This window comes from Candidatus Afararchaeum irisae, assembly GCA_034190545.1.
Classification (GTDB): Archaea; Halobacteriota; Halobacteria; order Halobacteriales; family Afararchaeaceae; genus Afararchaeum; species Afararchaeum irisae.
In genome coordinates this window covers 1-24,069 of the sequence record JAXIOF010000025.1, presented here as the reverse complement: position 1 = coordinate 24,069, position 24,069 = coordinate 1, and the positions used below count along the sequence as shown (strand labels likewise).

The 24,069-nt window shown below is 57.6% G+C and carries 32 protein-coding genes and 1 pseudogene; 15 read left to right on the top strand and 18 right to left on the bottom strand.

The window, feature by feature from the left end; genetic code table 11:
- Positions 1–24: 24 nt before the first annotated feature.
- The 3 genes and pseudogenes from speB to SV253_03445 all read left to right on the top strand — a co-directional run bounded on the left by speB (position 25) and on the right by SV253_03445 (position 1,820).
- Complete coding sequence (gene speB / locus SV253_03455) at positions 25–834, top strand: agmatinase (protein MDY6775123.1); 810 nt, start codon at positions 25–27, stop codon at positions 832–834.
- 89 nt (positions 835–923) lie between these two features.
- Positions 924–1,097: a 30S ribosomal protein S17e gene (locus SV253_03450; protein MDY6775122.1), complete on the top strand. Its 174-nt coding sequence runs from the start codon at positions 924–926 to the stop codon at positions 1,095–1,097.
- A gap of 35 nt (positions 1,098–1,132) precedes the next feature.
- Positions 1,133–1,820 (top strand): annotated as a pseudogene (locus SV253_03445) (carbonic anhydrase).
- Here the strand turns inward: SV253_03445 and SV253_03440 are convergent.
- A complete protein-coding gene (locus SV253_03440) occupies positions 1,807–3,417 on the bottom strand; it encodes an ATP-binding protein (protein MDY6775121.1) in 1,611 nt (536 codons plus the stop codon). The pseudogene SV253_03445 and the gene SV253_03440 sit on opposite strands and share 14 nt — an antisense overlap.
- Before the next feature lie 32 nt (positions 3,418–3,449).
- On the bottom strand, positions 3,450–3,950 hold the full coding sequence (locus SV253_03435) for an SRPBCC family protein (GenBank protein MDY6775120.1): 501 nt from the start codon (positions 3,948–3,950) through the stop codon (positions 3,450–3,452).
- A gap of 67 nt (positions 3,951–4,017) precedes the next feature.
- Here SV253_03435 and coaBC point away from each other — a divergent pair, with 67 nt between their 5' ends.
- The 3 genes from coaBC (at position 4,018) to SV253_03420 (ending at position 6,980) form a co-directional block, all read left to right on the top strand.
- On the top strand, positions 4,018–5,292 hold the full coding sequence (gene coaBC / locus SV253_03430) for a bifunctional phosphopantothenoylcysteine decarboxylase/phosphopantothenate--cysteine ligase CoaBC (GenBank protein ID MDY6775119.1): 1,275 nt from the start codon (positions 4,018–4,020) through the stop codon (positions 5,290–5,292).
- 51 nt (positions 5,293–5,343) lie between these two features.
- On the top strand, positions 5,344–5,862 hold the full coding sequence (locus tag SV253_03425; GenBank protein MDY6775118.1) for a FlaD/FlaE family flagellar protein: 519 nt from the start codon (positions 5,344–5,346) through the stop codon (positions 5,860–5,862).
- 83 nt (positions 5,863–5,945) lie between these two features.
- Entirely contained in the window at positions 5,946–6,980 is a 1,035-nt protein-coding gene (locus SV253_03420) for a rod shape-determining protein (GenBank protein ID MDY6775117.1), read from the top strand.
- Positions 6,981–6,997: 17 nt separating this feature from the next.
- Here SV253_03420 and SV253_03415 read toward each other — a convergent pair whose 3' ends face one another.
- The 4 genes from SV253_03415 to SV253_03400 all read right to left on the bottom strand — a co-directional run bounded on the left by SV253_03415 (position 6,998) and on the right by SV253_03400 (position 9,483).
- A complete protein-coding gene (locus tag SV253_03415; GenBank protein ID MDY6775116.1) occupies positions 6,998–7,465 on the bottom strand; it encodes an NOB1 family endonuclease in 468 nt (155 codons plus the stop codon).
- A gap of 11 nt (positions 7,466–7,476) precedes the next feature.
- Entirely contained in the window at positions 7,477–7,716 is a 240-nt protein-coding gene (locus SV253_03410; protein MDY6775115.1) for a PRC-barrel domain-containing protein, read from the bottom strand.
- A gap of 79 nt (positions 7,717–7,795) precedes the next feature.
- On the bottom strand, positions 7,796–8,869 hold the full coding sequence (locus SV253_03405) for a pyridoxal-phosphate dependent enzyme (protein MDY6775114.1): 1,074 nt from the start codon (positions 8,867–8,869) through the stop codon (positions 7,796–7,798).
- Positions 8,866–9,483 carry an HAD family hydrolase gene (locus tag SV253_03400; GenBank protein ID MDY6775113.1) on the bottom strand — a complete coding sequence of 206 codons (618 nt, stop codon included), beginning with the start codon at positions 9,481–9,483 and terminating at the stop codon, positions 8,866–8,868. Before SV253_03400 ends, SV253_03405 begins: the two co-directional genes overlap by 4 nt.
- Before the next feature lie 82 nt (positions 9,484–9,565).
- Between SV253_03400 and SV253_03395 the strand changes: the two genes are divergently transcribed.
- From SV253_03395 to SV253_03385, 3 genes are read left to right on the top strand one after another with little or no spacing between them, the layout of a single operon-like run.
- The gene (locus SV253_03395) at positions 9,566–10,102 is read left to right on the top strand and encodes a YIP1 family protein (protein ID MDY6775112.1); all 537 of its coding nucleotides are present in this window, start codon (positions 9,566–9,568) and stop codon (positions 10,100–10,102) included.
- 36 nt (positions 10,103–10,138) lie between these two features.
- Positions 10,139–10,465: a hypothetical protein gene (locus tag SV253_03390; protein MDY6775111.1), complete on the top strand. Its 327-nt coding sequence runs from the start codon at positions 10,139–10,141 to the stop codon at positions 10,463–10,465.
- Positions 10,462–10,875, top strand: coding sequence for a DnaJ domain-containing protein (locus SV253_03385; protein MDY6775110.1), 414 nt, complete (start codon positions 10,462–10,464; stop codon positions 10,873–10,875). The genes SV253_03390 and SV253_03385 overlap by 4 nt, the downstream gene beginning before the upstream one ends.
- Here the strand turns inward: SV253_03385 and SV253_03380 are convergent.
- Genes SV253_03380 through SV253_03355 form a run of 6 tightly spaced genes read right to left on the bottom strand, consistent with a single transcriptional unit; the run spans position 10,872 to position 14,360 of the window.
- Positions 10,872–11,876 (bottom strand): PhoU domain-containing protein, encoded by a 1,005-nt coding sequence (locus SV253_03380; protein ID MDY6775109.1) that lies wholly within the window; start codon positions 11,874–11,876, stop codon positions 10,872–10,874. The two genes, SV253_03385 and SV253_03380, sit on opposite strands and share 4 nt — an antisense overlap.
- Before the next feature lie 49 nt (positions 11,877–11,925).
- Complete coding sequence (locus tag SV253_03375; protein ID MDY6775108.1) at positions 11,926–12,150, bottom strand: Gar1/Naf1 family protein; 225 nt, start codon at positions 12,148–12,150, stop codon at positions 11,926–11,928.
- Entirely contained in the window at positions 12,147–12,791 is a 645-nt protein-coding gene (locus SV253_03370; protein ID MDY6775107.1) for a histidinol phosphate phosphatase domain-containing protein, read from the bottom strand. Before SV253_03370 ends, SV253_03375 begins: the two co-directional genes overlap by 4 nt.
- Positions 12,788–13,069 carry a signal recognition particle subunit SRP19/SEC65 family protein gene (locus SV253_03365; GenBank protein MDY6775106.1) on the bottom strand — a complete coding sequence of 94 codons (282 nt, stop codon included), beginning with the start codon at positions 13,067–13,069 and terminating at the stop codon, positions 12,788–12,790. Before SV253_03365 ends, SV253_03370 begins: the two co-directional genes overlap by 4 nt.
- Before the next feature lie 42 nt (positions 13,070–13,111).
- Entirely contained in the window at positions 13,112–13,615 is a 504-nt protein-coding gene (locus tag SV253_03360) for an amino acid-binding protein (protein MDY6775105.1), read from the bottom strand.
- 1 nt (position 13,616) lies between these two features.
- On the bottom strand, positions 13,617–14,360 hold the full coding sequence (locus SV253_03355) for a coenzyme F420-0:L-glutamate ligase (protein ID MDY6775104.1): 744 nt from the start codon (positions 14,358–14,360) through the stop codon (positions 13,617–13,619).
- 74 nt (positions 14,361–14,434) lie between these two features.
- Between SV253_03355 and SV253_03350 the strand changes: the two genes are divergently transcribed.
- Positions 14,435–15,109 (top strand): DUF5828 family protein, encoded by a 675-nt coding sequence (locus SV253_03350; protein MDY6775103.1) that lies wholly within the window; start codon positions 14,435–14,437, stop codon positions 15,107–15,109.
- On the opposite strand, the gene SV253_03345 is transcribed toward SV253_03350, so the two are convergent.
- Positions 15,110–15,259, bottom strand: coding sequence for a hypothetical protein (locus tag SV253_03345; protein ID MDY6775102.1), 150 nt, complete (start codon positions 15,257–15,259; stop codon positions 15,110–15,112).
- 102 nt (positions 15,260–15,361) lie between these two features.
- On the opposite strand from SV253_03345, the gene SV253_03340 reads away from it, so the two are divergent.
- From SV253_03340 to SV253_03330, 3 genes are read left to right on the top strand one after another with little or no spacing between them, the layout of a single operon-like run.
- Positions 15,362–16,429 carry a biotin transporter BioY gene (locus SV253_03340; protein ID MDY6775101.1) on the top strand — a complete coding sequence of 356 codons (1,068 nt, stop codon included), beginning with the start codon at positions 15,362–15,364 and terminating at the stop codon, positions 16,427–16,429.
- On the top strand, positions 16,426–17,235 hold the full coding sequence (locus tag SV253_03335) for an ABC transporter ATP-binding protein (protein ID MDY6775100.1): 810 nt from the start codon (positions 16,426–16,428) through the stop codon (positions 17,233–17,235). Before SV253_03340 ends, SV253_03335 begins: the two co-directional genes overlap by 4 nt.
- On the top strand, positions 17,232–17,945 hold the full coding sequence (locus tag SV253_03330) for an energy-coupling factor transporter transmembrane component T (protein ID MDY6775099.1): 714 nt from the start codon (positions 17,232–17,234) through the stop codon (positions 17,943–17,945). Before SV253_03335 ends, SV253_03330 begins: the two co-directional genes overlap by 4 nt.
- 1 nt (position 17,946) lies before the next feature.
- Here SV253_03330 and SV253_03325 read toward each other — a convergent pair whose 3' ends face one another.
- On the bottom strand, positions 17,947–18,237 hold the full coding sequence (locus SV253_03325; GenBank protein MDY6775098.1) for a hypothetical protein: 291 nt from the start codon (positions 18,235–18,237) through the stop codon (positions 17,947–17,949).
- Positions 18,238–18,330: 93 nt separating this feature from the next.
- On the opposite strand from SV253_03325, the gene SV253_03320 reads away from it, so the two are divergent.
- Together SV253_03320 and SV253_03315 are read left to right on the top strand one after the other, a co-directional pair.
- Positions 18,331–19,575 carry a tRNA pseudouridine(54/55) synthase Pus10 gene (locus SV253_03320; protein MDY6775097.1) on the top strand — a complete coding sequence of 415 codons (1,245 nt, stop codon included), beginning with the start codon at positions 18,331–18,333 and terminating at the stop codon, positions 19,573–19,575.
- Positions 19,576–19,822: 247 nt separating this feature from the next.
- Positions 19,823–20,104: a hypothetical protein gene (locus SV253_03315; protein MDY6775096.1), complete on the top strand. Its 282-nt coding sequence runs from the start codon at positions 19,823–19,825 to the stop codon at positions 20,102–20,104.
- A 45-nt stretch (positions 20,105–20,149) separates the two neighbouring features.
- Here SV253_03315 and SV253_03310 read toward each other — a convergent pair whose 3' ends face one another.
- The 4 genes from SV253_03310 to SV253_03295 form a co-directional block, all read right to left on the bottom strand.
- Entirely contained in the window at positions 20,150–21,130 is a 981-nt protein-coding gene (locus SV253_03310) for a cytochrome d ubiquinol oxidase subunit II (protein ID MDY6775095.1), read from the bottom strand.
- A gap of 9 nt (positions 21,131–21,139) precedes the next feature.
- Positions 21,140–22,588 carry a cytochrome ubiquinol oxidase subunit I gene (locus SV253_03305; GenBank protein ID MDY6775094.1) on the bottom strand — a complete coding sequence of 483 codons (1,449 nt, stop codon included), beginning with the start codon at positions 22,586–22,588 and terminating at the stop codon, positions 21,140–21,142.
- A gap of 111 nt (positions 22,589–22,699) precedes the next feature.
- Positions 22,700–22,924: a rhodanese-like domain-containing protein gene (locus tag SV253_03300; protein ID MDY6775093.1), complete on the bottom strand. Its 225-nt coding sequence runs from the start codon at positions 22,922–22,924 to the stop codon at positions 22,700–22,702.
- Positions 22,925–22,933: 9 nt separating this feature from the next.
- Positions 22,934–23,833, bottom strand: a complete 900-nt coding sequence (locus SV253_03295) for a rhodanese-like domain-containing protein (protein ID MDY6775092.1) — start codon at positions 23,831–23,833, stop codon at positions 22,934–22,936.
- Between the last annotated feature and the right edge of the window lie 236 nt (positions 23,834–24,069).

Here is a 24,069-nt window from a genome sequence, read left to right as displayed (position 1 = left end):
ATCGGTTAGCTGAGTTTTTCAGAAATGACATTCGCCGACGCCGACGACGAGTACGACGAGTCGGAGTTCGTAATAGCGGGGGTTCCACTCGAAGCCACGGTCTCGTTCAGACGCGGGACTGCTTTCGGTCCCCGGAGGATACGTGAGGCGTCTTACGGATTCGAGCCCTATCTCCCGAGACACGGTGTGGGTCTGGACGAGATCGGCGTGCACGACTACGGCGACTTGGATGTCTGGAACTCGCCCGAGGAGGTCGTCGGCTTCTCGGCGGACGTCATCGAGGGCTTTGTCAACGACGGAAAGACTCCTGTTCTTATCGGGGGCGAACACACAGTATCTCTCGCGGGAGTGAGGGCTACTCAGCCCGACGTCTTCGTCTCGATAGATGCGCATCTCGACCTCAAGGACGAGTTCGAGGGGAGCCGTTACAGCCACGCGTGTGTGACACGGAGGACGTTGGAGGAGGGAATAGACGCCGTCGTGGTCGGAGCGAGGGCAGGTTCGAGACAGGAGTACAGACGTGCCGACGCCGATGACGTCACAGTAGTTACCGCGGACGGATTCAGCGTCGAGTCGGTCGAGGAGGCTCTCGAAGGCTACGACAGACCCTACATCTCTGTCGATCTCGACGCTGTCGACCCGGGTTACGCGCCCGGAGTCGGAACACCCGAGCCCTACGGTCTCGAACCCCGAGAGGTGAGAGACGTTGTCGAGCACGTCGCGTCTGACGCCGTGGGGTTCGACGTCGTCGAGGCGTGTCCCTCACACGGCTCCGGAGAGGCGTCTCTTCTCGGTGCTAAGCTTCTCCGCGGCTTCGTGGGAGCGTCTGTATAGGTGTCGTCACCCGACGTCTGAGACGCGACGAGCCGTCGGAAGCCAAAGCCGAATAGTTTACAAAGACGAGTACGAATAGAGTAACAAGAATGCCGATAAAGCCAGCCTATATCAAGAAAACCGGAAGAGAACTCCTCGACAGGTATCCCGAGGTGTTCACAGCCGACTTCGAGACGAACAAGGAGAAGGTAGAGGAACTCACGAACGTCGAGTCGAAGGACGTCCGTAACAGGATAGCGGGCTACATAACCAAGCACGTCTGAGGGGCGGAGACACGGCTACCTAAACAGAAGACACCTTGACTCTAGACATATCCGAGCTACTCGGAGGTAACCAGAGCCACGTCGAGGAGTTCGAGGGGCGTTTCGACGGGGTACAGGAGTCCCAGAGTCCCGACTACGTCACAGTCTGTTGTTCCGACTCGCGCGTCTTACAGGACGCTGCTTGGAACAACTCGACTCCGGGTAAGATCTTCACGTGCGGAAACATAGGTAACCGCGTCGTGCAGGAGACACCGAAAGGTGAGGTCATCTCGGGTGACGTCCTGTATCCCCTCGTGCACACGGGTACTCAGACCGCAGTCGTGATGGGACACACGGGATGTGGTGCTGTGACTGCGGCGTACAACAGCCATAACTGACGGATTAGACGAGGACGAGCCCGACGGAATAGAAGAGTCGGTGGGTCTGATCGAACGTGGCATCGAGGAGTACGTCGAGAGTCTTCCCGACTCGGTCTCCGACGACGAGGCGGTAAACAGGCTAGTCGAGAGAAACGTCGACAGTCAGGTCGGGAGGCTGATAGACAGCGAAGACGTACCCGACGGCGTCGATGTCGTGGGAGGAGTCTATGACTTCCAGGACATCTACTCCGAGGAGAGAGGCAGGTTCCACGTCATAAACGTCAACGGCGAGAACGACGTCGGGAGACTGAGAGAAGAGAACCCCGAGATAGAAGACAGTATAGACCGTCTCACCTCTCCTTAGAACGCGACGAGGGTGACGATCCGCCGCGAGGATCTGACTCCGTCTGACTCCGTGACTGGGGCTGCGTCTGTGACTGTGACTCGTAAGCCGAGACGCTCTCCTCGGCGACGTCGGGAGTTACACCGCCGTGCTCGGTCTCCCTCTGTCTTATTCCTACGAGGACAGGCGTGTTGATGAAGCTTCCCGCGAGCACCGCCTGTCCCGTCGTGAGACCCGGGAGGTCACGTATGAGGTCTTCTCCGGCTGACTCGACAGTTCTCTCTATCGCGTCCTGATCGACACCGTTTCTGACCTTCATTACGACCGACGAGTTACACTGCGACAGAACGTCCTCGTCGAGACGTGACGGACGCTGTGAGATCACAGAGAGACCCACTCCGAACTTACGTCCCTCGCGTGCTATCTCCTGTAGAAGTCCACGTGTCTTGAGCTGTCTGTCCGACGGCGCGAAGTTGTGTGCTTCCTCTATGAAGAGTGTAACCGGAACGTCGATTATGTCTACCTCGTCTATTCCGGACGAATGTCTCTTCTTCCTCATCGACCTCTTCCTCGCCTCTAATATACGTCTCGTGAAATGCCAGAGTATGAGGTTTCTCTCTAGCTTCCCCGCCCCCGACGGGAACTCGACTATGTTACATTTCCCGGGCTCACACAGATCCTCTATGGGAGTCTCCTCCTCGGTTCGGAGAGAGTGGAAGTCGAGGAGTGACTCAAGCCTCCAAGCAACCGAGGCGTCGAGCTCGTCCGAGGGGTTGAGCTTCTCTATCATGTCGCCGACGGAGTAGTTGGTTCTGACCCTGTCCCTCCACGGGTCGCTCTTCGAAGGGTCACCTATGTCGAGAGTACGGAGAAGCTCCCTGAGACGTTCGCGCTGGAGGCTGGTCATCTCCTCGGGGAAGGCGACGTCGAAGTCCTCGACTCCTAAGCTAGATATCTTTATCTTGGGGTCGTCTATGTGGTTGAATGAGTCGCCGTACCTCTCGTCTTCGGCAAGTGTCGAGTACTCGGCGTGTATGTCGAAGACGACAGACGAGGCTCTGTTGTGTGGCTTCGACATCTCCTCTAAGAGAACCCCCACCGTGTAGCTCTTACCCGCTCCCGTGCTCGCGAGGACGCTGAGATGTTTCGTCGCAATCTCGTCCATGTCGACGTCTATCTCGACCGCGTCTCCGGGTCGGTTTAGGAGGCTTCCGACGCGGAGTGTTCCCATCTCCTTCTCAGGGGATATCACGCTAGAGAGGAACGAGTCGGATGTCATATGGATGTCCTGTCCTATCGAGGGCGGACTCCTGAGGTTCTGGAAGCTTCCGAAGCTCTCGTCGTACTTACCGAGTATCCTCGCAGTCACGCGGTGTCCGTGGCTCGACCTGAAGACATCGAGGTCGTCGTCGGGTATGTAGCTCGACATGGCGTCTATGGTCTCATCCGACGACTCGACCCGGTCTCTCTGGGTCACCCGGCAGAGTATCTTGTCATCCTCGTGGTCGTAATGAACGAACTCCCCCACCTTGACTCCGACAGCCCGAGGAGTCAGGAAGTCGAAGCTCTCCTCAGTTCTTCCGGGTCCGAGTGACCAGCCGATGACATCCGTGTTCATAAGAGACCAGAGTGACGCTCGGCGTATATAAGTTAGCTCTCGACGTGTCTGACGTCGAGGTCTACATTTCTGCGTCTCCCCTCTAGGTCGCCGACGACACGTCTCAGGACACGGCGTCCTTCCTTTATCACGACGGGCTTCGCGAGCGACACGAGCTTCGACGTAGGGAGGCTCGACAGTCTGTCGGCGTGTTCGGGCTCGTACTCGGCTTCGAGGACGACACGTGTCGCGTCATCGTAACGGCTGTCTTCGGAGTCGGTGTCTTCGAGAATCCACGACCCCCAAGCGTCTACGTCCTTCGTTATCTCCCAGTCTATGCGCTCGTTCTCGACACGTTGGGTGACCGCCGACCTCGCGGTGTAGCTCAGGAGCCACCACGAGACCGAGATCTCCCACTCCAGCGGACTCTCACCTACGACGGTCACGTCGTCTATCTTGTCGCTGTACCTGCCGTAGTTCTCGAACTCGACGAGGAAGTCGTAGACGTCGCTCCGAGGGGCATAGACGGTAGTCTCGAACTCGACCTTATCCATTATACTCTATACGGTGCCGAGAGTCAAAAGGGTAACCTTGACGTTGACGACCGAGAAATCCAGTCTAATGACTCTCGACGGGAAGACAGTCGCTTTCGGAGTCACCGGAAGCATAGCCGCCGTGGAATGTGTCAAGATAATACACGAACTCAGACGCCGCGGCGCCGAAGTACACGCCGTGATGACCGAGTCGGCTCAGAAGATAGTCCACGAGTGGGCTCTTGAGTTCGCGTCGGGGAACCCCGTCATAACCGAGATCACGGGCGAGGTCGAACACGTCGACCTCTGTGGCACCGTAGAGAGCGACTTCGAGTCGATACGCGGGGCGGGGTCGGGCTCAGAAGGAGAAGAGGCTGTCACGGAGACAGAGGTAGACAGATCTGAGGACTCTTTCAGGGACACAGACGCGAAGGCAGACCTCTTCCTCGTCGCACCCGCGACCGCGAACACCGTCGGAAAGATCGCCAACGGGATAGACGACACGACTGTGACGACCTTCGCGACGACCGCACTCGGAAGCGGTCTCCCGGTTCTGATAGCACCCGCGATGCACGAGCCGATGTATGACCATCCCGGCGTCATAGAGAACCTCGACAAGCTCGACGACTGGGGCGTCGGTGTGATACCGCCGAAGATAGAGGAGGACAAGGCTAAGCTCGCAGACAAGGAGGACATAGCTATGGAGTGTGAGAGGTTCCTCTCGCACGGTCCCCTCGAAGGGAAGAGAGTCGTCGTCACGAGCGGTAGAACCGAAGAGGCAGTCGACCCCGTGCGTGTACTCACGACACGTTCGTCGGGGAAGATGGGACGTGCTATCGCCGAGGAGGCTTATGTCAGAGGAGCCGACGTCAGTATCGTACACAACTACGACGACGAGGTCAGGTACGCCGACTCCGTAGAGGTCGAGAGCGCGCACGAGATGATAGACGCGGCTTTGGAGGAGGTCGAGGAAGGCTGTGACATATTCGTCTCCGCCGCCGCTATCTCCGACTACACGGTAGACACGTCCGACTCGAAGATATCGAGTGGAAAGGATCTCGTCTTGGACATGGAGAAAGTTCCGAAGCTCATAGACCAGGTCAGGGACGAGGTCCCAGACGCCTACATAGTCGGATTCAAGGCTGAGACGGGACTCGACGAAGACGACCTCGTGGGAGAGGCGGAGAAGGTCATGGAGAGGGCAAGCCTCGACCTCATCGTCGCAAACGACGCGAGCGTTATGGGTGACGATGAGACTTCGGTGAGAATCTTAGGTGTCGACGGGGTCGAAACTCAGAGGGGCAGTAAGACCGAGGTCGCCAAACGTATACTCGACGAGGTCGAGGGGTCGCTTGAAGGCTGAATGCTGAAGCCTGAGCTTTAAGTAGGTAGCACCGGAAAAGCCGGTATGGTTATGTCTATAAATCCCCGTGAGTACGACGTCGACGAACTCCGGGAGGCGGCGAGCCTCGACGAGGCTCTTCTGACACAGAAGGAGGACGGCGAGGCGTATCTCGAAGGTATGCCCGACTCGAAGGCGAAGGAGATCGTCTCTCTCAAATGGGCTGACTACCTCGTCTCGTCGATGGGTATCAGACGCGCTTACAAGGCTCTCGACCTCTACCTCGACCTCGGCTGGATATCCGACGAGGTCAAGTCGTCGATGGAGAAGAGGCTACGTGAGGTGGACGGCTCCTCGACGACGGGAGTCAACCAGAAGCCCGTCAAGCTCGTCGAGGAGATCACAGAGACCCCTTTCATGACCAAGATTCCTTTCGACGAACACATAACGAGCCTCGTGTTCATAGCACATCTCGCGGGCGACGACATAGAGGCTTTCCTCAACTCTGTACAGCCCTTAGAGTCACGTACTAACGTCGATGTCGTCGACGTCTTCACGGGCGAGGGCGAAGCCAAGGAGGGTGAGAGATGAGCGACGCCGAGGACGACGACGAAGCAGAGGATGTCGAGGACGAGACACAGACAGAATCGGGGTCGGAGTCAGATCAGACCTCGATGCGCCAGCACCAGAGTCAGGCTCCGATAGGAGTCAAGCTCGGGAGTACGCGTACTATCATAACGGTTCCAGAGCCCGACGGAGGTCTTGAGATAATACGCGCTCTGACTTGTGTGGCGACTTACGAGGACGTCATAACAGGCGAAGAGAAACTCCTCTACGGCGAGGAGGCGGCGAACGAGTACCCCGACAGGGTCGAGTTCATGTTACGGTCGGGTCTCCCCGAGGATGACGAGAGCGCCGATCTCGCGAAGAGGTTCCTCAACGAACTCGTCGAGGAAAACGGGGTTCCCGAGACTGAAGTCGTCGTGTATGCGGTTCCAAACATAGAGAACGAGGAGGGACTCGAAAGGCTAGAAGAGATTGTCGAGGAGAGTAAGATAGGCGGCGAGACGGTGAGAAGCTATCCCGAGTCTTTCTGCGGTGCTATCCCGGCGTTCGGCGAGGGTCTCGACGCCGTCGAGAAGACGTTTATAGCCGTCAACCTCGGCTCGACCAACTTAGAGGCGAACGCCTACAGGAGAGGCGAACAGATATCCCCTCTCTCGACGGGCGCAGTAACCGGAAATGAGGCGGACAGACGTATCGCAAACCTCGTCGAGGAGGAGACACAGGGCAGGGTCAATATAGACCTCACGACTGCGCGCGAGTACAAGGAGGAACACGCCGACTTCGACGACTTCGAGCCGTTCACCGACGTCATACAGCAGCCCGGCGGCGGCTCACACGAGTTCACTATAGAGAGGAGCGTGATGGACGCCGTAAACGAGTACCTCGACGACGCAGTAGACGAGGTCGCCAACAACTTCCTCCCACAGCTAGCCAACGACCACATGAAGGTCTACCAGAACGCACTCGACGAGGCGATAGTCCTCACGGGTGGCATGGCGTGTATACCCGGAATAGTCGATGAGTTCGAGGAACGTCTCAGCGACGAGATACAGAGGGACGTCGACGTCATAGCCGCCGACAGACCCGACCTCTCGGCTGCACAGGGAGCCTACCGGATTGCCGAGAGACTGTCGGAAAGATAATTTGTCGGAAAGATAATTCAGCTCGGGTTCTTACGTGTCGTCTCGCTTCCACAGACGGGACACGGCTTCTTGTCGTCGTAGACCCTTCCGCATCCCTGGCACTGGAACTTCCAGTTCCTCTCCTCGTCTATGCCGTCCTCACGTATCACGTCGACGTCTACTCCTATTCTCTCAGCGACGTTCTGCATAGCGTAGTCGTCGGTCACGAGAGTGCCGTCGGTCTCTAGGGCGACGGCTATGAGACGGAGGTCGGTGACAGAAAGCTCGTCTAGGTCACCCGTCTCGCGCGCCGCACGTCTGACCTTCTCACGGCTCGTCTCGGAGGGAACCTCTATACGCATTCCGCTTCCCTCCATCGCGTCGAACCTGAACCGCGACGAGTCCTCAAGCTCCTCTCTCACGCGCGGGACGGTAGCAGTCGGCTCTTGTTCGTGGTTTCCGGGCGAGTATCCGTCTATAAAGGCACACGAGTCGAGAACGTACATACAACCACCGCTTATCTGTTGACGACGATGACGTCCTTGACTGCGTTTATACGCCTTGTAGGTATTCTTATACTCCCGTCCTCGGAGCCCGATCCGTATATCTCGCGCCCCTTCTTAGTAGGTTCGAGGACTAGGTCTCCGAGTCTGCCGGTTCCGAGGTCACACGTGATACTCGTGAGCCTTCCTAGCTCTGTTCCGTCGTCACCCATGACTTTCTTGTCGATGAGATTCCTCGCGAGGACTTGTGTCATTAAGGGTAGTTAGAGACAGACAGTTTTTAATCTTTCTCTGATTCGGTTCAGTTGTGTTCCTCTGGCTGAAACGGCATATTCAAACACCGCGTGACATCATCTGGCTTCTGAGGACGTCGGCGTATGCCCTCCCCGAGGCGGGATTTATGATGACGACAGTGTCGTCCTCGTCGAAGTTCTCGGAGAGTCTGAGAGCACCCGCGGCTGCGACTCCGCCCGACGGGGAGAGTTCGACGCCGTCGGAGGCGGCTTCGAGACCCAGATCGAGTGCGTCCGAGTCGTCGACTGTGATACCCTCGCCTCTTCCGAGACGCGGTATCAGGTCTCCCGCGGCTGTGTCGGCGACTTCGAGGTCTCCGACGACCGTGTCGGGACTATCACAGGGTTGGTACTCAGAGCCGAAGGCGTCGACGACGGGGGAGCATCCCGACGTCTGTACGGCGTGTATGCGCGTGTCTTCGTCGAGAGACTTGTCCAAGCCCAGGAAAAGCTCGCCGTTTCCGACGGGACAGACGACGTGGTCGACGTCGTCTAACTGTGTCTGTATCTCATAGCCAACTGTCTTGAGTCCGTCGTGTCTGTACGGCGTCTCAAAGGGAGCTACGGAGACAGAAGACTCCGACGGCTCGAAGCTCTCGCGGGCGTCTCGGCGACGTCCCCTGACGACATTCATATCGCCGCCGTGGACGTTTATAAGAGACTTGGCGTCGTGTCTCGCACGGCTCGGGAGATAGACCTCCGACTTGAGTCCCCCCCGTGCGGCGTATGCCGCCGCGGATACCCCTCCGTTTCCGGTGGAGAAAAGAGAGACCCCCTCGGCTCCCTCAGAGGCGGCTACGGAGACTGCTACCGAGAGTGCCCTGTCTCTCACGCTTCCGGTCGGGTTATGTCCCTCGTCCTTGACGTAAAGCTGAGAGACACCGCAGCCGTCTGCGAGCTTAGGGGAGGCGACTAAGGGCGTGTCGCCCTCGCCCATCGTGACAGGCTCTACGGAGGGAAGGTCGGAGTACTCCCAGATACCGATTCGTATGGAGTCGGAGTCGACGTCGGTGTCTAAGCCGTTCTCGTCTCGGATCTCTCCGTAGACGGGGTCGAGTACACCGTGTTCACAGTCACAGTTCTCGTCCCTGCACGTGTAACAGACGATCCTCATTCGAGACCCTCGACTATCTCCTCGACCTCAGTCACGTCGTCTATACGGTAGTCGGGCTCCTCGACGACCTCCTCGTACGAGTTCTGTATCCAGACTGTCGTGGCTCCGAAGTAGTCAGCCATCAGGAGGTCGTCATTGAGTTCGTCGCTCACCATCACGGCGTCGTCGGCTCCGTCTATCGCCCTGACGTAGCCCTTCGGATGGGGCTTCTCCTTCGCTATCTCGCTCGAAACTACGACGTCGTCGAAGAGTCCCGATATACCGAATCTGTCGAGGGCATCTTCTATCCACGGCTTGACCTGATCCGTGAAGAGGACGAGTTCGTGTTCGTCGGAGAGACGTTGTAGAGTCGTCTTCACCTCAGGGTCGAGCGTAGGCGCGTCTACCCTCTCGTCGAGGTACTCACGGCATCTCTCCTCCGGGACTCCCGTGAGACGTGAGAGGACGGCTATGTACTCGTCGACGGTGTCGAGAAGACCGAGCGAGAACGCCTTGTAGGCTATGTATCCCGGGTAGGGCACCGGATGTCCCTCGCTGACGTCGAGCATACGCGTGTACTCGGTCTCGTCGACCTCGTCTACGACGGTTCCCCCGTAGTCGAAGATTATCCTCATCTGCCGCATATTCGTGTGTCGGGCGTTTGTGTCTTTCTCTCTGTTTCGGAGACGTTATTCGTAAGGCAGCCGAAGCGAGGTCATGGATATAAGACGCGCGGCGGTCGACTGGTACGCCGTCCTCACGCGTCCGTCCGACTTCTTCTCGCGTGTAAACCACGAGAGGGCGGGACAGAGGGACGCTCTCGTCTTCGTCGTACTCGTGGCTCTCGTCTCGGAGGTTCCGACGGCAGTCCCCGAGGGAGTCGTCGACGCCGCGGGAGTCTCTGTGGCTGTGCTCCTACTGTCTCCCGCAGTTCTACATATAGCGAGCGGCGTCGTATACGGTCTCGTATGGCTAGCGACTGAGAAAGACGAGGGGGTCGACACGACCGTGAGGGCGGTGGCATACAGCACAGCCCCAGGAGTAGTAAGCTGGCTCCCGTATGTGAGGCTACCCGCGGCGGTCTACGGATTCTATCTTCTGTACACGGGTATAAGAGAAGGACACGGAGTAGGACGGGCAAGAGCCCTCGGAGTCGCGTCGGTTCCGGGACTCCTCATCTTCGGAGTAGCCTTCTCGGGATTCGAGGGGGCGCGGGAGGTATTCAGGGCTTTACTCGGAGTCGGAGCGGCGTAAGCTTGATAACTCCTAACACATTAGGTTCTTGTATCAGTGTGTCCGAGAGTCGAGGGGATACAGACGACAGCCGGAGCGGTCTCAGGCGATATGGGTCTCGCTGAGGTCATATACGCCGTGGAGAGGCTCGACGGCGTCCTCTACAGGAGGACGACGGCTTCGGAGTACCATCTCGTGGTCGAGGAAGACACCGTGATCGTCTGGAAGCCCACGGTCGACGACGGGTCGGTCAAGGCTGTTCTTCTCTCACAGAAAGACACAACGCCCGAGAGATACTCCGACGGAGAAGGGGGATTCGAGAAGGTCGAAGTCAACGGGGGAATAGGCTCGGTGAAGGTCGATGTCGGCGGGATCGAAGGATGAGGAGACGTCTCTTCAAGGTACAGGGGGTACTGTTTACGGCTTTCGGAGTCACACTCGTGGTTCTCGGGATCATGTACAATCCGGTTCTGGTCTTCCTCTCAGTGATCTTCTTCCTCGCGGGCGTCGTCTTTGTCTCTGTGGGTGTCAAGACAGAGAAGAAGACAAAGACGAGAAGACGCCGGGTAGGCGGAGGAGGGTCGGAAGGATTCTCCGCGGCGGAGGGAAGAGAAAGAAGGAGTCAGCCCCATGAGGTCTTAGGAGTCGAGACCGACGCTTCGGAGGACGAGATAGAGTCGGCGTACAGGGATCTCGTCAAGGAAGTCCATCCCGACCTCAACGACTCCGACGACGCAGACGAGGAGTTCAGACGCGTCCAAGAAGCCTACGAGACACTCAAGAACCAGGGCTAGGGCTTCGGAGCCGCTGATTCGAGGGCGGTCTCGGCTATGTTAGCGCCGTAGTCGGCGGCTCTGTTTATGCTGTCTATCACGAGTCCTAGAGCCTGTGCTGTCTGGGGATCGAGGTCACGTATCTTCTTGTCTATCTCTCGGGTGTGTTCCTCCTCTATCTCGGAGACTGAGTCGAGTACGTCGTTCGCCCTCTCGGTCGCGGCGTCGTCGTCGAGATCCATGAGAGCACTCACGGCGTCGTCGACTATCTCGACTGAGTCCTGACTCGCCTCGTAGAGTGCCTCTCCTATCTCTTCGTCTATCTCGTCGTCGATCTCCCTCGAGATCTCAGCGATCTTCGCGGCGTGGTCGGCTACTCTCTCAAGCTGTCTCGCTGTCGTGTAGTAGTCGAAACACGTGTCACGCGTCACGCCCATCTCCTCCTCCGAACGCGCGTCGTGTAGCGACGACCTGAAGGTACGTGAGACCATCGCGAACATCCTGTCGACGTCCTCGTCCCTCTCGACGACGTCATCGGAGATTGCGTCGTCGTTCTCGACTACCGCCTTTACGGAGTCCTCGAACATGCTCTCGGCTATGAGACGCATACGCGATACACTCCTGTGAATACTCAGCTGTGACGAGTCGAGTAGATCCTGGAAGACGACGACGTTTCCCGTCTCCTCTATGACTTCGAGCCCCGCTAACCGCTGACTCGCCTGTCTCAGGGTTCTCCTCTGAGTGCTCGTAATCCTGTCTGACTCGAACTTCATGACGTCGAAGCCCGAGACGTACATAGTGATGACGGCACGGAGGAGATGGTCGCCCTCTAAGCCTGTTATGTCCATGACTCCCTCGCTGTCCTTGGAGTCGGAGTCGAGTGTCTCTATCACGAGAGACGAGTCGCTCGGAAACATACCGACCTCACTCCCTCCCTCGACGTCATTCTCACGTGCCCAGTCCTTGGGAATAGAAACCGTGTAGGTCGATCCACCTGTGACCTGTACCTTACGTGTCTCCATATACCTACTTGGCTAAAGAGATAAATAAATCTACTGTATCCAAGTTAGATTAGTCGCGGATATATAACTTAGATCCAGGCTCGATATCTCTCGATTCGTCTACGGTGACTGAGACATACGGCTTCGTAACGGGTCCGAAGACATCGACCGTCTTTCCGACGCGGTCGAGAGACGAGTCGATTACGTCGACGTCGAGTGGTGGACGCGAGTCGAGTTCGGAACGGACGACTGCGACCGATCCGACCGTGTGGAGACAGCTTCCGAGTCTCTTCATCGCGACTCTATCCTGTCGAGAAGCTCCTCCGAGTTACCGTCTACTACCTCGACCGCCCTCTCACGGCTCAGACCCGCCGACTGCGCGACCTCTATAGCCTTCTCGCGCGTGATGAAGTCGGAGGGGGAATGCGAGTCGGTGTTGACTATCAGGCTCGCGCCCTCCTCCTCGGCGAGTCTCGCAACATGTCCGTTCGCGAGCGAGTGTCCACGTCTCGACGAGAGTTCGAGGTAGACGCCGTTGTCGGCGGCGAGTCTGACGTCCTCACGGTCTATGAGTCCGGGATGTCCGAGTATGTCGACTCCCGCCTCTATCGCCGCACGGTTCGTGCCCTGAGTGACCGGCTCGGCGGTCGTCTCTCCGTGGGCTATCACGACGTCAGCACCGGCGTCCCTCGCCCTCTCGACGACTGAGGCGAAGTTCTCGGGAGGGACGTGTGTGACCTCGACGCCCGCGAGGAGACGTATCGAGGCGGTCTCCTTGGCGTCTAAGACACGTTCGACGGCGTCCTCGACGTTACTACCGTCGGCGTGATCAGTAATTCCGACTACTTCGACACCCTGTACCTCGGCACGTCTCGCCTGTTCGGCTGGGACTAGCTCTCCGTCGCTGTAGAAGGTGTGTGAGTGGAAGTCGATCATGTCTCTTGCCTCATAGCATCTATGTATGCGGCTACGGCTCTGAGCACGTCACGTTTCGAGTCGTCGGCGTCGAGACGGACACGTCCCTTTGCCTCCCACCACGACCTCGGGTACTTCTTGTCGGTCTCGACTACGGGATCATAGCCTATCTGCCTCACGGCGTTAGCTACCTCCTGTAGAGTCGGAGAAGAGACTGCGGTGTCTTCGGGAATACGTCTGCCCTCCGACCTCGACTTGTCGGAGTCGATGTACGCAGGCCAGATAATGGTCTCGGTCATACTCTATATAGACGCTCGTAAATCATTTAGCTTACCATTCGGTCACCGGAGATCGACCTTCTCGACGAAGTCGAGCGACGTGAGCTGGTTGACGAGATCTCCCGGAACCTCGCCGTTTGTTATGACTGTGAACTTGGGCTCGTCGGTGAAGTAGGGGTCGTCGCTGACAGCCTGACGTATAGAGACATCGTGTTCGGAGATCACCGAAGCCATCTCGGCGAGTAGACCCGTCGACGACGCGTCTTTTACCTTTATCGTGAGGACTGAGAGACCGAGCACGGGAGCGACGTCCTTGAGCGACGGTATCGACGAGATGTTCTGGAAGATGTCTCTGAGCTCTTCGTCTTCGAGTATAGTCGAGGTCGTCGAGTCGACTACACGTCTGTCTACGTCGATCTCACGGGCTATCTGTGTGTTAGGTATCTCTATGCCTCCCGAGACGACACGTCCCTCGTCGTTGACCGAGAATCCTCTTTCGAGAAGGAGCTTTATGACCTTCTTCTGGCTCGGCGATCCCTCGAACCTCTCGATTATGCTCTCCCACATGTTACTTTGTTTCGAGTAGGGCTCGTCTGACTAAGTCGTTCTCCTTGGGACGGAAGAGATTCGATCCTTTATCCGCGTCGAGGTCGAGTCCCGAGAGGGCGACTGCAGGGACACCGTCTCCGCCTTCCCCCATCAGAAGGTTGGCGAAGCCGGCTATCTCGTCGGCGAGTGCCTCGCGGGTGACCTCAAGCTCTCTTCCGTTTAGGTCGGTCTCGCCGCGCCACTCGCGCATGGGTTCGAGACCGTGCCATCCGACTGCGACGCCTGTCTGTCCCTCACGGAATGGACGTCCGCACGTGTCTGTGACCACGACCGGAAGACCCACTTCGTCGGAGATACGCCGCGCGCTCTCACTGGGGTCTTCGGGAAGAAGGAGGACTGTGTCGTCACCCTCGACGTTCGACCTGTCTATTCCGGCGTTGGGGGCGACGTGTCCGAAACTCGTGACAGCGAGCATGAAAGGATCTTCTATCAGAAGCTCCACCGACTCGTCGAGGACAGCCTCTACGAAACGCGGGTCGGCGTCTTCGAGGCTCTCGGATACCGAACGCGCGCGGTCGGATACGTCGTAGCTTTCGAGACTTCTTCTGCGTCCCTCGGACTTAGAGACGACTGTACTCGCGACACACAGAAGGTCGAAGTCGTCTCGGCAGCCGCGTAGACTGTCGTCGATCAGACTCCCGAGGTCGTGGCTCTCGTCTACGAGAGGGAGACCGTCGATACGTCTGGCTGTGACCGTGTCCATGTACGGGATACGACCCGAGCCCCAATAAGACGGGGGATAAGCTTTTACACGTGCGCGGGCAAGTCTTCGGGAAGATGTCAGACCAAGAGAGCGAGGACTCGGCAGGGTCTGAGACAGATGCGGAGACGGAGACGGGGACAGACGCAGAAGAAGACGTCTTCGGATACTCGAAAAAAGGAAGCTGGGACGACGTCGTCGAGTTCGCGAAAGAGATCACCCGGTCGTTCAAGGACGCCGGAATCGATCCCGAGGTAGTGGAAGAGTGGGAGGGATGGCGTCCACGAACCGAGGAGCGCGAGGGTGAGATGAGGGAGAAGACTGCGGAGAAGGCGAAGACGGAGAAGGGCGAGAAGCCCTCCGAGAAGGCGGGCGAGGCGGCTGAGCATCTCTCCGACACGAGCAAACACACAGCCGAGGGCGACGTTAGTAAGGCGGCTGAGAAGGCGACGAAGTCGGCGAAGTCGGCGGGCGAAGCGGCGGGAGGAGCCGGAAGGAGCGTCATGAGGACTGTTGAGGACTGGGTCTTCAAGAACATCACGACACAGACGAGTCCGCTCTACCTCGACGCCGAGAGCTTCAACGCGTCTCTGACGGTGCCGACGCCTATAGCCAAACGCATAAAGGGAATCGTAGGTGGAGAGGACGAGGAAGAGTACACACTCTCGATAAACCCCGAGTCGGAGGAGGTCGAGGACGCTCTCAACGATACCTTCGGCTCAGAAGCCGAGGACGAAGAAACTCAGGAGTAGCTATTCCTCGTAGCCCTCGTAGAACCCGCTGCCCTGTGACTCGTATATGTTGAGGAGTTCCTCTATGAACTCCTCGTATGTCTCGCCGTCCTCCTTGTGAATCTCCATCCTTTCCTTGAGTTCGTCGCTGACCTCTATCTCAAAAGACATACACGAACAAAGTCCTTCGAGGCGCATATAACTTGCGTCGGAGACTCAGAGACTCTCGTGAACAGTAACCCTTTTCGAGGTTGACGAAGACTGTCACACAAGATGAAACAGAAAGACGAACTCAGACGTATGGTCTATGCGGGTCTTTTCGCCGCACTCGCGGGAGCCGGGTCGCTTCTAGCGGTTCCGATAGGACCCGTGCCCGTGACCCTCCAGGCTTTCTTCGTCTTCCTCCCGGGTCTCGTCTTAGGAGCGAGATGGGGATTTATCTCGATATCGCTGTACCTCCTCTTAGGAATCGTGGGATTTCCCGTCTACGCCGGAGGATCGGCGGGCATAGGACATCTCCTGGGTCCGACGGCGGGCTACCTCTTCTCGTTCCCGATAGCCGCGGGTATCATAGGCTACGCGGGCGAGATGGGTAAGGGACGTCCGGGTTTCCAGAGGCTCGGCTTGAAGGTCGCCGGAGGAATCGTGGGTCTCGCCGTCAACCACGGAATGGGGGTCGCACAGCTAATGAACTACTACGGCATGGGTCTCGGCGCGGCGGTAGCGGCGGGCTCCCTGCCCTTCATAGTCCCCGACTTGGTAAAGCTCGGTGCGGTCGTCGGCGTCTCCGAGAGCCTTGGGAAGTACGGCATAGAGACTGAGTCGGGTGGACCTGACCTCAGAGGAAACGAGGAGAGATCTTTCTACGGCACTGTTCTCGGGATAGGTCTCGTGATGAGTGGTGTGATCCCATGGGCGTATATCAAGAACTCCGAGGGTCTTTCGACGAGTGTCACAGGCATATCGTCAGGTGGCTCTGTGACACTCACGGGTGAAGAAGCCGAGGCGGTCGTGACAGGGGTGCCGTCGTTACAGCTCTACGGAGTCACAGCGATGGTTCTCGGTGTCGTAGTACTCACGACTGCTTTCGCAGGTCTGAGATGGCTGGAGAGAAAGGAGATCTACACAGCCGTAGTATACGCCTCCGTAGGGGTTGCGAGCGTTCTACTCACGGCGGTGTCTTACTCGGCTGTGTCGTCGTGGGAGTTAGGAGCTACCGCGAGCGCGAGCGTGGGCTACGGTGTCTATCTCGTCGGAATAATGGGTCTCGGACTCGTCGGACTCGGTGTCCACACGGTGAGATCGAAGGGAGAGGCAGGCGTCATATCGTCGTCGGCATGAGCATGAGCATAGTAGAGATCGACGGTCTCGTCCACAGATACGAAGACGACGGCGACGCAGCCGTGAGTGGTGTGAGTCTCTCGGTCGAAGAGGGCGAGTTCGTCCTCGTCTGTGGAAGAAACGGAAGCGGCAAGACGACGCTTCTGCGCCATCTCAACGCACTTCTCGAACCCGACGAGGGCGAGGTCAGGATAGACGGGAAGGTCGCACACGAGAACAAGACCCACGCAAGGACGACCGTCGGTATGGTCTTCCAGGACGCGAGGTCACAGATAGTCGGAGAGACAGTCGAAGACGAGGTCGCCTTCGGTCCCGAGAATCTGGGTCTCGGAGACGACGAGATAAGAAGACGAGTCGACGAAGCCCTCTCAGACCTCGGCATACGCCATCTTTCTGACAGGTATCCGAGGACACTCTCGGGAGGCGAAGTCAGACGCGTCGCCGTCGCGGGCGTCTTAGCCATGGAGCCACGTGTCGTCGTCCTCGACGAGCCTCTCGCGGGTCTCGACTCCGAGGGTGTCGAAGACGTCCTCGAAGCCCTCGAATCGCTCAAACGGAAGGGTATGACAGTCTTAGTCGCGACCCACTCTACGGACGAGTTCTTAGAGTCGGGGGCAGCTGACAGGATGGTAGTAGTCGAAGACGGCGAGGTAGTCGAGGACGGCGATCCTTTAGAGACAGTTCTCTCGGGAGTCGAGGAGTACGGTGTTCCCGAGCCCTACGCAGTGAGGCTTCTGAGACGCGCGGGAGTCGACGCCGAGGAAGTCGAAGGAGCACAGCCGAAGGAGGTTCTCGATCTAATGTGAAGCCGAGATACTCCGACGACGAGACACCTCTCCACCGACTCGACGCTCGGTCGAAGCTCTTGAGTCTGACCCTCGTCTCGGTCGGTGTCATGGCATCGGTCGAGGGTCTTGTTCTCGGAGTCGCCGGAGTCGTCATGGGAGGTCTTCTGGCACGTCTCAGACCCTCCGAGCTTCTCAAAGACATCTGGATAGCTCTTCCTATAATGGCTGTCGGAAGCCTCGGGAGATGGTACACGACGGGATTCGCGACGTCTGGACTCATAGACGGCGGGGTCGCGAGCGCGCGTTTCGGGGTGGTTCTCGGTCTCGCATACATCGTCTCGTACACGACGCCGCCGACTGAGACACGTCTCGCGGTCGAGGCTTTCCTGAGACACGTGCCTTTCGTGAACGAGACCGACTGGGGAGCGATGGTTGAGGTCGCGGCGCGTTTCGTCCCCGTAGTCTTCGACGAGACACGTGAGGTCAGGGAGGCACACAGGGCTCGTCTCGGATACCGGAGAGGATGGACAGAGAGAGTCAGGTCGCTCTCGGTTCCTCTCGTGACACGTATGGTTGAGAGAGCCGACACTCTCGCTCTTGCGATGTCGTCGCGCGCCTACTCGGAGGACAGAACCAGTCTGAGAAGCCTCGGCTGGAGAAGAGGCGACACGGCTCTCGTAGCCGCGTCGGTCGTGGGTGTCGTGTTGTCGTTGTCCCAGTATCTTTAGTTCAGCCCGTGAGAAGGAGCGTCCACGATATGAACCAGAGGTCGAATGTCATGAAGCCTACGTAGAGCCAGTCCTTTGTGTCCATCTCTTCCTTTCCGAGGTACGGCAGAAGGGGTTTCTGGGCACCTACGGCTCCGACGAGGAGGTAGAGACCCCAGATGTCGCCGAGCCCCATCGAGGTAGTCACGAACCAAGAGACGGCTGCGGCAAGAATGCCGAAGACGGATGAGAGTGCGGTGACCTTGACGCCGCGTATGTGTGCCTCTCTCTTTTCGTGGGCTTTGGCTGCCATTAGGCTGACTCAGTCTTCGAGTTCCTTAATCCCTTTCTTTCGGTAGTCGGAACGTACCACTACGCTCATACGGCAAAGAGACGTACTTGGAACATGAACGACGTACTCGAAGAAGCCAGATGCGTCCTCGACGAGGGCGACGTCTGTGACTACTGTCTCGGGAGGAGGTTTGCGACTCTGTCGTACGGTCTGTCGAACCGTGAGCGAGGTAAGGCTGTCAGAACCGCCGTCGCTCTCGAAGACGACGACGAGTTCGAGGACTCAGCCAGCGACGACTGCTGGGTCTGTGACGGCGCGTTCACACGTCTCGACGACTGGGCGGAGAGAGTTGTCGAGAGCTTAGAGGGATACGACTTCGACAGCTTCTTAGTCGGCACACGTACGCCGCCGCTCGTAGAAGAAAACGAGAGCCTCCTCGACAGTATCTGTGGCGACGACAACGCCAAGAGCTTCAGACACGACTACAACCGCGAGGTCGGAAAGAGGGTCGGTGAGAAGGTCGGAAAGGACGTCGAGTTCGAACGTCCCGATGTCGTCGGCATACTCAGCCTCCAGGAGGACGAGGTCGAGGTTCAGATAAACCCGGTCTTCATCTACGGCAGGTACAGGAAGCTCGAACGGGGAATTCCCCAGACTGAATGGCCCTGTCGTGACTGTGGAGGAAGAGGCTGTGAGAGATGTGACGGCACGGGATATATGTACGACGGGAGCGTCGAGGAGATAATACGTCCCCACGTGATAGAGGCGACCGAGGGCGATGAGATGGTCTTCCACGGAGCAGGGAGGGAAGACGTCGACGCGAAGATGCTCGGTTCGGGAAGACCCTTCGTAGCCGAGGTCAAGGAGCCCCGAGTGAGACGCCCCGGCTTAGACGAGATACGTCAGAAGGTCAACGAGACGGGTAAGGTCGAGGTCGAGGATCTCCATTTCGTGACGCGCGACACCGTCGAGAGGGTCAAGAGCCTCGACTCGTCGAAGAGGTACCGCGCGAAGGTCGTCTTCTCCGAGGAGGTCACCGACGACGAACTCGACGACGCCCTGACTGAGATAGAGGGGGAGATAGAACAGAGAACACCCGACAGGGTCTCACATAGACGCGCTGACAAGGTGCGGAGCCGCGAGGTCTACGACGCCGAAGGTGAGACCGAAGACGAGACGACCGCGACAGTCGAGGTACACGGCGCGGGAGGTCTCTACATAAAGGAGCTTATCTCGGGAGACGAGGGCAGAACGAATCCGAGTCTGTCGGGTCTCTTGGGAGTCGACGCCGAGGTCGAGAGCCTCGATGTCGTCGACGTCATAGGCGACTACCTCAGGGAAGAGTACATCAAGGAGTGAAGAGAAAGTAGAGATAGTAGAACACAAGACGGCTCGGTTTGGGTTTTCATTCACACTTGGGCTCAGTGGGGGTAACGCGTCGTCATCGCCGTCAACTCGGCTACGTCGCTTAGGAGGATTAAGCCAGCGGTTTCTGCCGGCGTCAGGCAAACTTTTTTAACCACAAAGCCGCGTGGTATAGATAGACACAAGAGATACGGTATAGCTCTATCTTAAAAGTTAAAGCCGTATAACTGACAGATCAAGTATGATTGACCGTCTAGAGAAGGAAGTCGATATGCTGGAACGCCACCTGACCGTCCTCAAGATGGTCAGCGAGAACGCTCCGATAGGGATAGTAAAGCTGAGCGACGAGACGGGGTATCCTCACCACAAGATACGTTATTCGCTCCGTGTCCTTGAGGAGGAGAACCTCATAGAGCCGTCGTCACAGGGCGCTATAACCACGGAGGACACTGAGGAGTTCATAGAGTCTCTCGACGACAAGATCGACGACATGACTCAGCGTCTTCAGGACATGAAGATATAGTACACAGAAAGAAGAAGAGCCGCGTAGGTCTGTTTCTTTTATCCTTCAGTATCCCTCGGCGGACTCTATCTTACCCCACATCGTGGTATAGAGTATTCCGAAGTAGACGAAGATGAGGGGCATGAGTATAGCCGAGCCTATAGTCATCAGGTTGAGCGGAAGCGTCGAGACTATAGCCTCGTCGTATCTGAGTCCGGTCGCCGGGTCGACGAGGGGGAACATCACCGCGGCGACGTAGGCGACGAGTCCGAAGGCGAGTCCCGCCGCCGACGCGAATGCGACGTAGTTCCTCTTTCTGCTTATAGAGTAGACGTAGACGACCGTCAGACCGAGACTGAGTCCGACGAGTCCAAGGGGTAAGGGGGAGACTAGCGACTCCCTGATTCCGGGGTAGAAGACGTATATGTATCCGAGACCCGCGACTAGGAGACCGAGGTACGCCACCGCTGATCTGACGCCGTGCTTCGAGACGTCTATGTCGGTCTTGACGCTGAGGAAAGCCGCGCCGTCGAGAACCGTGAGTGCGACGAGGACGGCTCCGACGACTACTGCGGGGAGGTTGACTATACTCGTCGCGCCGAGGAGCCAGTTAGAGGTGAAGGCTCCGAGGAAGAAGGGCGACGCCGTGCTTCCGAATATGAAGGCACGTCCCCACCACTTCTGCCACGTCTCGTCGTGTCTCTGTTCGTAGAACTCGGGTGCGAGCCCTCGTATTATGAGAGAGCCGAGAATGGCGAACATAAGGAGGTAGTTCCGGCTGAAGAGGTTGGCGTAGACCCCGGGGAAAGCAGCGAAGAGGGCTCCTCCGAAGACGACGAGCCAGACCTCGTTTCCGTCCCAGAAGGGTCCTATTGCGGCGAGTATCTTCTCCTGTGCCTCGTGATCCTCGAAGGCGAATATGATCCCCGCTCCGAAGTCGAAGCCGTCGAGGAAGACGAACATCCCGAGTATGAAGAAGATCAGACCGAACCAGATCTCCTGGAGCGGGAGTCCGAGTACGTGGTGTGTGCTTAGTGTGAGTATCATTGTTGTCTTTTAGTCGTCACTCGGGACGCCGTAGGGCGTGTCTCTGTCTCTGTCTGTGTCCTTGTCGGTGTCGGTGCCTGCGTCTGTTCCTCTCCTGCCCTCTTGGTCCGACTCGTCGATCTCGGGAGGACCCTCACGTATGATCCTGTAGACGACGTACGAGTAGACGCCGAGTATCGCTGCGTATCCGAGGACGAAGCCCGTGAGCGTTAGAACTGCATCGCCTGAAGTAAGCGTGGGTGAGACGGCGTCCTGTGTCTTCATGACTCCCTGTATGACCCAGGGCTGTCTCCCGACCTCTGTGACTATCCATCCCATCTCGACCGCTATTATTCCGAGAGGTGCCGAGGCTACCATCGCCTTGTGGAGTAGGTCGTCCTCGAAGAGCTCGCCCTTCCACCATCTGTAGGCTCCCCAGAACGCGAGGAGTATGAACCACGTTCCTATCCCTACCATGATCCTGAACGCCCAGAAGACTATAGCTACGGGGGGTGCCTCGGTCTCGAACGAGTTGAGACCACGTATCTCGGCGGTCGGATCTCCCCCGCTCGCTAGCCACGAGGCTCCTCCGGGTATTCCTATACCGAATAGCTCCTTAGCGCGCGGATTGGTAAGCTGGTCGAGGCTCGTGGGGACAGCGAAGAGGTACTCGGGGACGTACGACTCGGTCTCCCAGACAGCCTCCATCGCCGCGAACTTCTGTGGCTGTGTCTCGACTACGTGGCGTCCGTATGCGTCTCCGTGGATGACCTGAAACGGAGCGACGAGAACCATGACTAGGAGAGCTATCTTGAGAGTCTTCCTCCAGAAACGTGAGTCTCGGTTAGTCCAGATGTGGTAGGCGGCGACACCCGCCATGAAGACGGCGACCGAGAGGACGGCGGCACTCTGCATATGTGTGTACAACCACGGGAACCTCGGGTTGGCGTACGCAGCTATCGGGTCGACGAGTGTGATTATGGGCTGTCCGCTTTTCATAACCACCTCGTATCCCCTCGGTGTCTGCATCCACGAGTTGGCGACGAGTATCCAGAGAGCGGAGAGCCACGAGCCGAGGGCGACCATCACGCCCGAGAAGAAATGGAACTTCTCGGAGACCTTCTCCTTGCCGAAGAGGAAGATTCCGAGGAATGTAGCTTCGAGCATGAATGCCATCATGCCCTCGACCGCGAGAGGTCCTCCGAAGAGCTCTCCGACCGACTTCGAGAACGCAGCAAAGTTGGTTCCAAACTCGAACTCAAGGACTATTCCTGTTACAGTACCGACGACGAAGCTCACCGCGAATATCTTCGTCCAGAAGTCGCGGAGTTGCTCATAGACTCCGTCGTCGGATCTCATGCTCTTCCACGTGAAGTAGACGAGGAACGGACCGAGTCCCATCGACATCACGGGGAAGATTATGTGTACGACCGTCGTCAGCGCGAACTGAAGACGGCTTGCGAATACTGGGTCCATTATGGGTTACCTCCTACTCTTGTAGTAGCATCCGTAGACGCTTAACGACTTCCTAAGAGCCAAGATTTGGTGTGTGGACATTTCTCAGTATGAAAGAAGCAATAATTGACTATACTATTTCTCGACGGGCACGTCGACTAGATTTCCCCACTCCATCCAAGAGCCGTCGTAGTTGGCGACCATGCCGTAGCCGAGTAGCTCCGAGAGGACGAACCAGACGAGCGACGATCTCTCGCCTATGCTACAGTAGACGATAACGTCCCTGTCGGGTGTGATACCGCGGTCCTCGAATAGCGACTTGAGTTCGTCGCGGCTCTTGAACCTACCGTCGTCGTCTATCGTCTTCGATCAGTGGAAAGCCTCGGCACTCGGAATATGTCCACCGACCTCGACCTGAGGAACCTCTCCCGGCGGCGCGAGGCCCTCACCTCTGAACTCCGACGGACTCCTGACGTCGAGTATCTTGGTGTCCTGTCTGAGAGCCGCCTTTACGTCGTCTCTGTAAGCGCGTATCTGTTCTAAGGTCTGTCCCGCGTCGTAGTCGCGCTGAGTGAAGTCGGGGGTGTCACACGTCTGGTCGTAACATCCCTCGTCCCAGTAGTTCTTGCCGCCGTTCATGAGGTAGACTTCGTCGTGTCCGTAGTAGGTCATCATCCAGTAGGCGTACGCAGCGAACCAGTTCCACTGGTTGCCGTAGAGAACAACAGTCGAGTCCTCGGTGATGCCTTTCTCGCCCATTATCTCCTCGTACGACTTCTTGTCTGGGATACCCCTGCAGTTCTGTCCCGCGATGTCCTCCTCCCACGTCATCCTCGTCGCACCTGGTATGTGCCAGTCATCGTAGGTCTCCCTCTTCGAGTCGACCTCAACGAGACGCATAGACGGATCGTCTGTGGCGAACTCCTCGAGACGATCCTTCACCCAGTCAGCCTCTACGAGGACGTCGTTTGCGTACTCCGACTCCTTTCCGAGAGCCTCGTCGGAGAGCTCGTAACACGTCTGTCTCGCGTCGTGGACGGCGGGACTCGTATCGACGAAGCCCTCCTCCTCGAGACGTTTGAGACCGTACCTTGTCGTACGTGTCGAGAGAAGTGTCTCCTCGGATATCTTCTTCTGAGTCATCCGTCCGCATCTCTCAAGTGTCTTGTATATGAACTTCGAGCTAGGCGGGAGTTCGCGGAGCCTCTCCGCGATACTCGGAGAAGTGTCGGCTTCGGAGCCGGTGTTAGGGCTTGAGTCTGAGGACATGGCTAAATATACGGGCTGAGTTATAATACTCTATGGGGTTCATATGTCTAGAGTAAGTGCTAAGTAGTTGCGGCAATAAATGTTGGAGCTTCAGCGTTTCTCAGAAGTACTAAACATATTTTGGGCTTAGAGAACGTATAAACCCGAACGTGTAGTAGATACACACGACTATGGCAGACAAGATAACCGTAGAGGAGCTCAGAGACAAGCAGGACAGCGACGACGACTACGTCTTA

Coding starts and splice junctions, on each gene's coding strand:
- speB (MDY6775123.1), top strand. CDS start 25: ATGACATTCGCCGACGCCGACGACGAGTACGACGAGTCGGAGTTCGTA.
- SV253_03450 (MDY6775122.1), top strand. CDS start 924: ATGCCGATAAAGCCAGCCTATATCAAGAAAACCGGAAGAGAACTCCTC.
- SV253_03440 (MDY6775121.1), bottom strand. CDS start 3,417: ATGAACACGGATGTCATCGGCTGGTCACTCGGACCCGGAAGAACTGAG.
- SV253_03435 (MDY6775120.1), bottom strand. CDS start 3,950: ATGGATAAGGTCGAGTTCGAGACTACCGTCTATGCCCCTCGGAGCGAC.
- coaBC (MDY6775119.1), top strand. CDS start 4,018: ATGACTCTCGACGGGAAGACAGTCGCTTTCGGAGTCACCGGAAGCATA.
- SV253_03425 (MDY6775118.1), top strand. CDS start 5,344: ATGTCTATAAATCCCCGTGAGTACGACGTCGACGAACTCCGGGAGGCG.
- SV253_03420 (MDY6775117.1), top strand. CDS start 5,946: ATGCGCCAGCACCAGAGTCAGGCTCCGATAGGAGTCAAGCTCGGGAGT.
- SV253_03415 (MDY6775116.1), bottom strand. CDS start 7,465: ATGTACGTTCTCGACTCGTGTGCCTTTATAGACGGATACTCGCCCGGA.
- SV253_03410 (MDY6775115.1), bottom strand. CDS start 7,716: ATGACACAAGTCCTCGCGAGGAATCTCATCGACAAGAAAGTCATGGGT.
- SV253_03405 (MDY6775114.1), bottom strand. CDS start 8,869: ATGAGGATCGTCTGTTACACGTGCAGGGACGAGAACTGTGACTGTGAA.
- SV253_03400 (MDY6775113.1), bottom strand. CDS start 9,483: ATGAGGATAATCTTCGACTACGGGGGAACCGTCGTAGACGAGGTCGAC.
- SV253_03395 (MDY6775112.1), top strand. CDS start 9,566: ATGGATATAAGACGCGCGGCGGTCGACTGGTACGCCGTCCTCACGCGT.
- SV253_03385 (MDY6775110.1), top strand. CDS start 10,462: ATGAGGAGACGTCTCTTCAAGGTACAGGGGGTACTGTTTACGGCTTTC.
- SV253_03380 (MDY6775109.1), bottom strand. CDS start 11,876: ATGGAGACACGTAAGGTACAGGTCACAGGTGGATCGACCTACACGGTT.
- SV253_03375 (MDY6775108.1), bottom strand. CDS start 12,150: ATGAAGAGACTCGGAAGCTGTCTCCACACGGTCGGATCGGTCGCAGTC.
- SV253_03370 (MDY6775107.1), bottom strand. CDS start 12,791: ATGATCGACTTCCACTCACACACCTTCTACAGCGACGGAGAGCTAGTC.
- SV253_03365 (MDY6775106.1), bottom strand. CDS start 13,069: ATGACCGAGACCATTATCTGGCCTGCGTACATCGACTCCGACAAGTCG.
- SV253_03360 (MDY6775105.1), bottom strand. CDS start 13,615: ATGTGGGAGAGCATAATCGAGAGGTTCGAGGGATCGCCGAGCCAGAAG.
- SV253_03355 (MDY6775104.1), bottom strand. CDS start 14,360: ATGGACACGGTCACAGCCAGACGTATCGACGGTCTCCCTCTCGTAGAC.
- SV253_03350 (MDY6775103.1), top strand. CDS start 14,435: ATGTCAGACCAAGAGAGCGAGGACTCGGCAGGGTCTGAGACAGATGCG.
- SV253_03345 (MDY6775102.1), bottom strand. CDS start 15,259: ATGTCTTTTGAGATAGAGGTCAGCGACGAACTCAAGGAAAGGATGGAG.
- SV253_03340 (MDY6775101.1), top strand. CDS start 15,362: ATGAAACAGAAAGACGAACTCAGACGTATGGTCTATGCGGGTCTTTTC.
- SV253_03335 (MDY6775100.1), top strand. CDS start 16,426: ATGAGCATGAGCATAGTAGAGATCGACGGTCTCGTCCACAGATACGAA.
- SV253_03325 (MDY6775098.1), bottom strand. CDS start 18,237: ATGGCAGCCAAAGCCCACGAAAAGAGAGAGGCACACATACGCGGCGTC.
- SV253_03320 (MDY6775097.1), top strand. CDS start 18,331: ATGAACGACGTACTCGAAGAAGCCAGATGCGTCCTCGACGAGGGCGAC.
- SV253_03315 (MDY6775096.1), top strand. CDS start 19,823: ATGATTGACCGTCTAGAGAAGGAAGTCGATATGCTGGAACGCCACCTG.
- SV253_03310 (MDY6775095.1), bottom strand. CDS start 21,130: ATGATACTCACACTAAGCACACACCACGTACTCGGACTCCCGCTCCAG.
- SV253_03295 (MDY6775092.1), bottom strand. CDS start 23,833: ATGTCCTCAGACTCAAGCCCTAACACCGGCTCCGAAGCCGACACTTCT.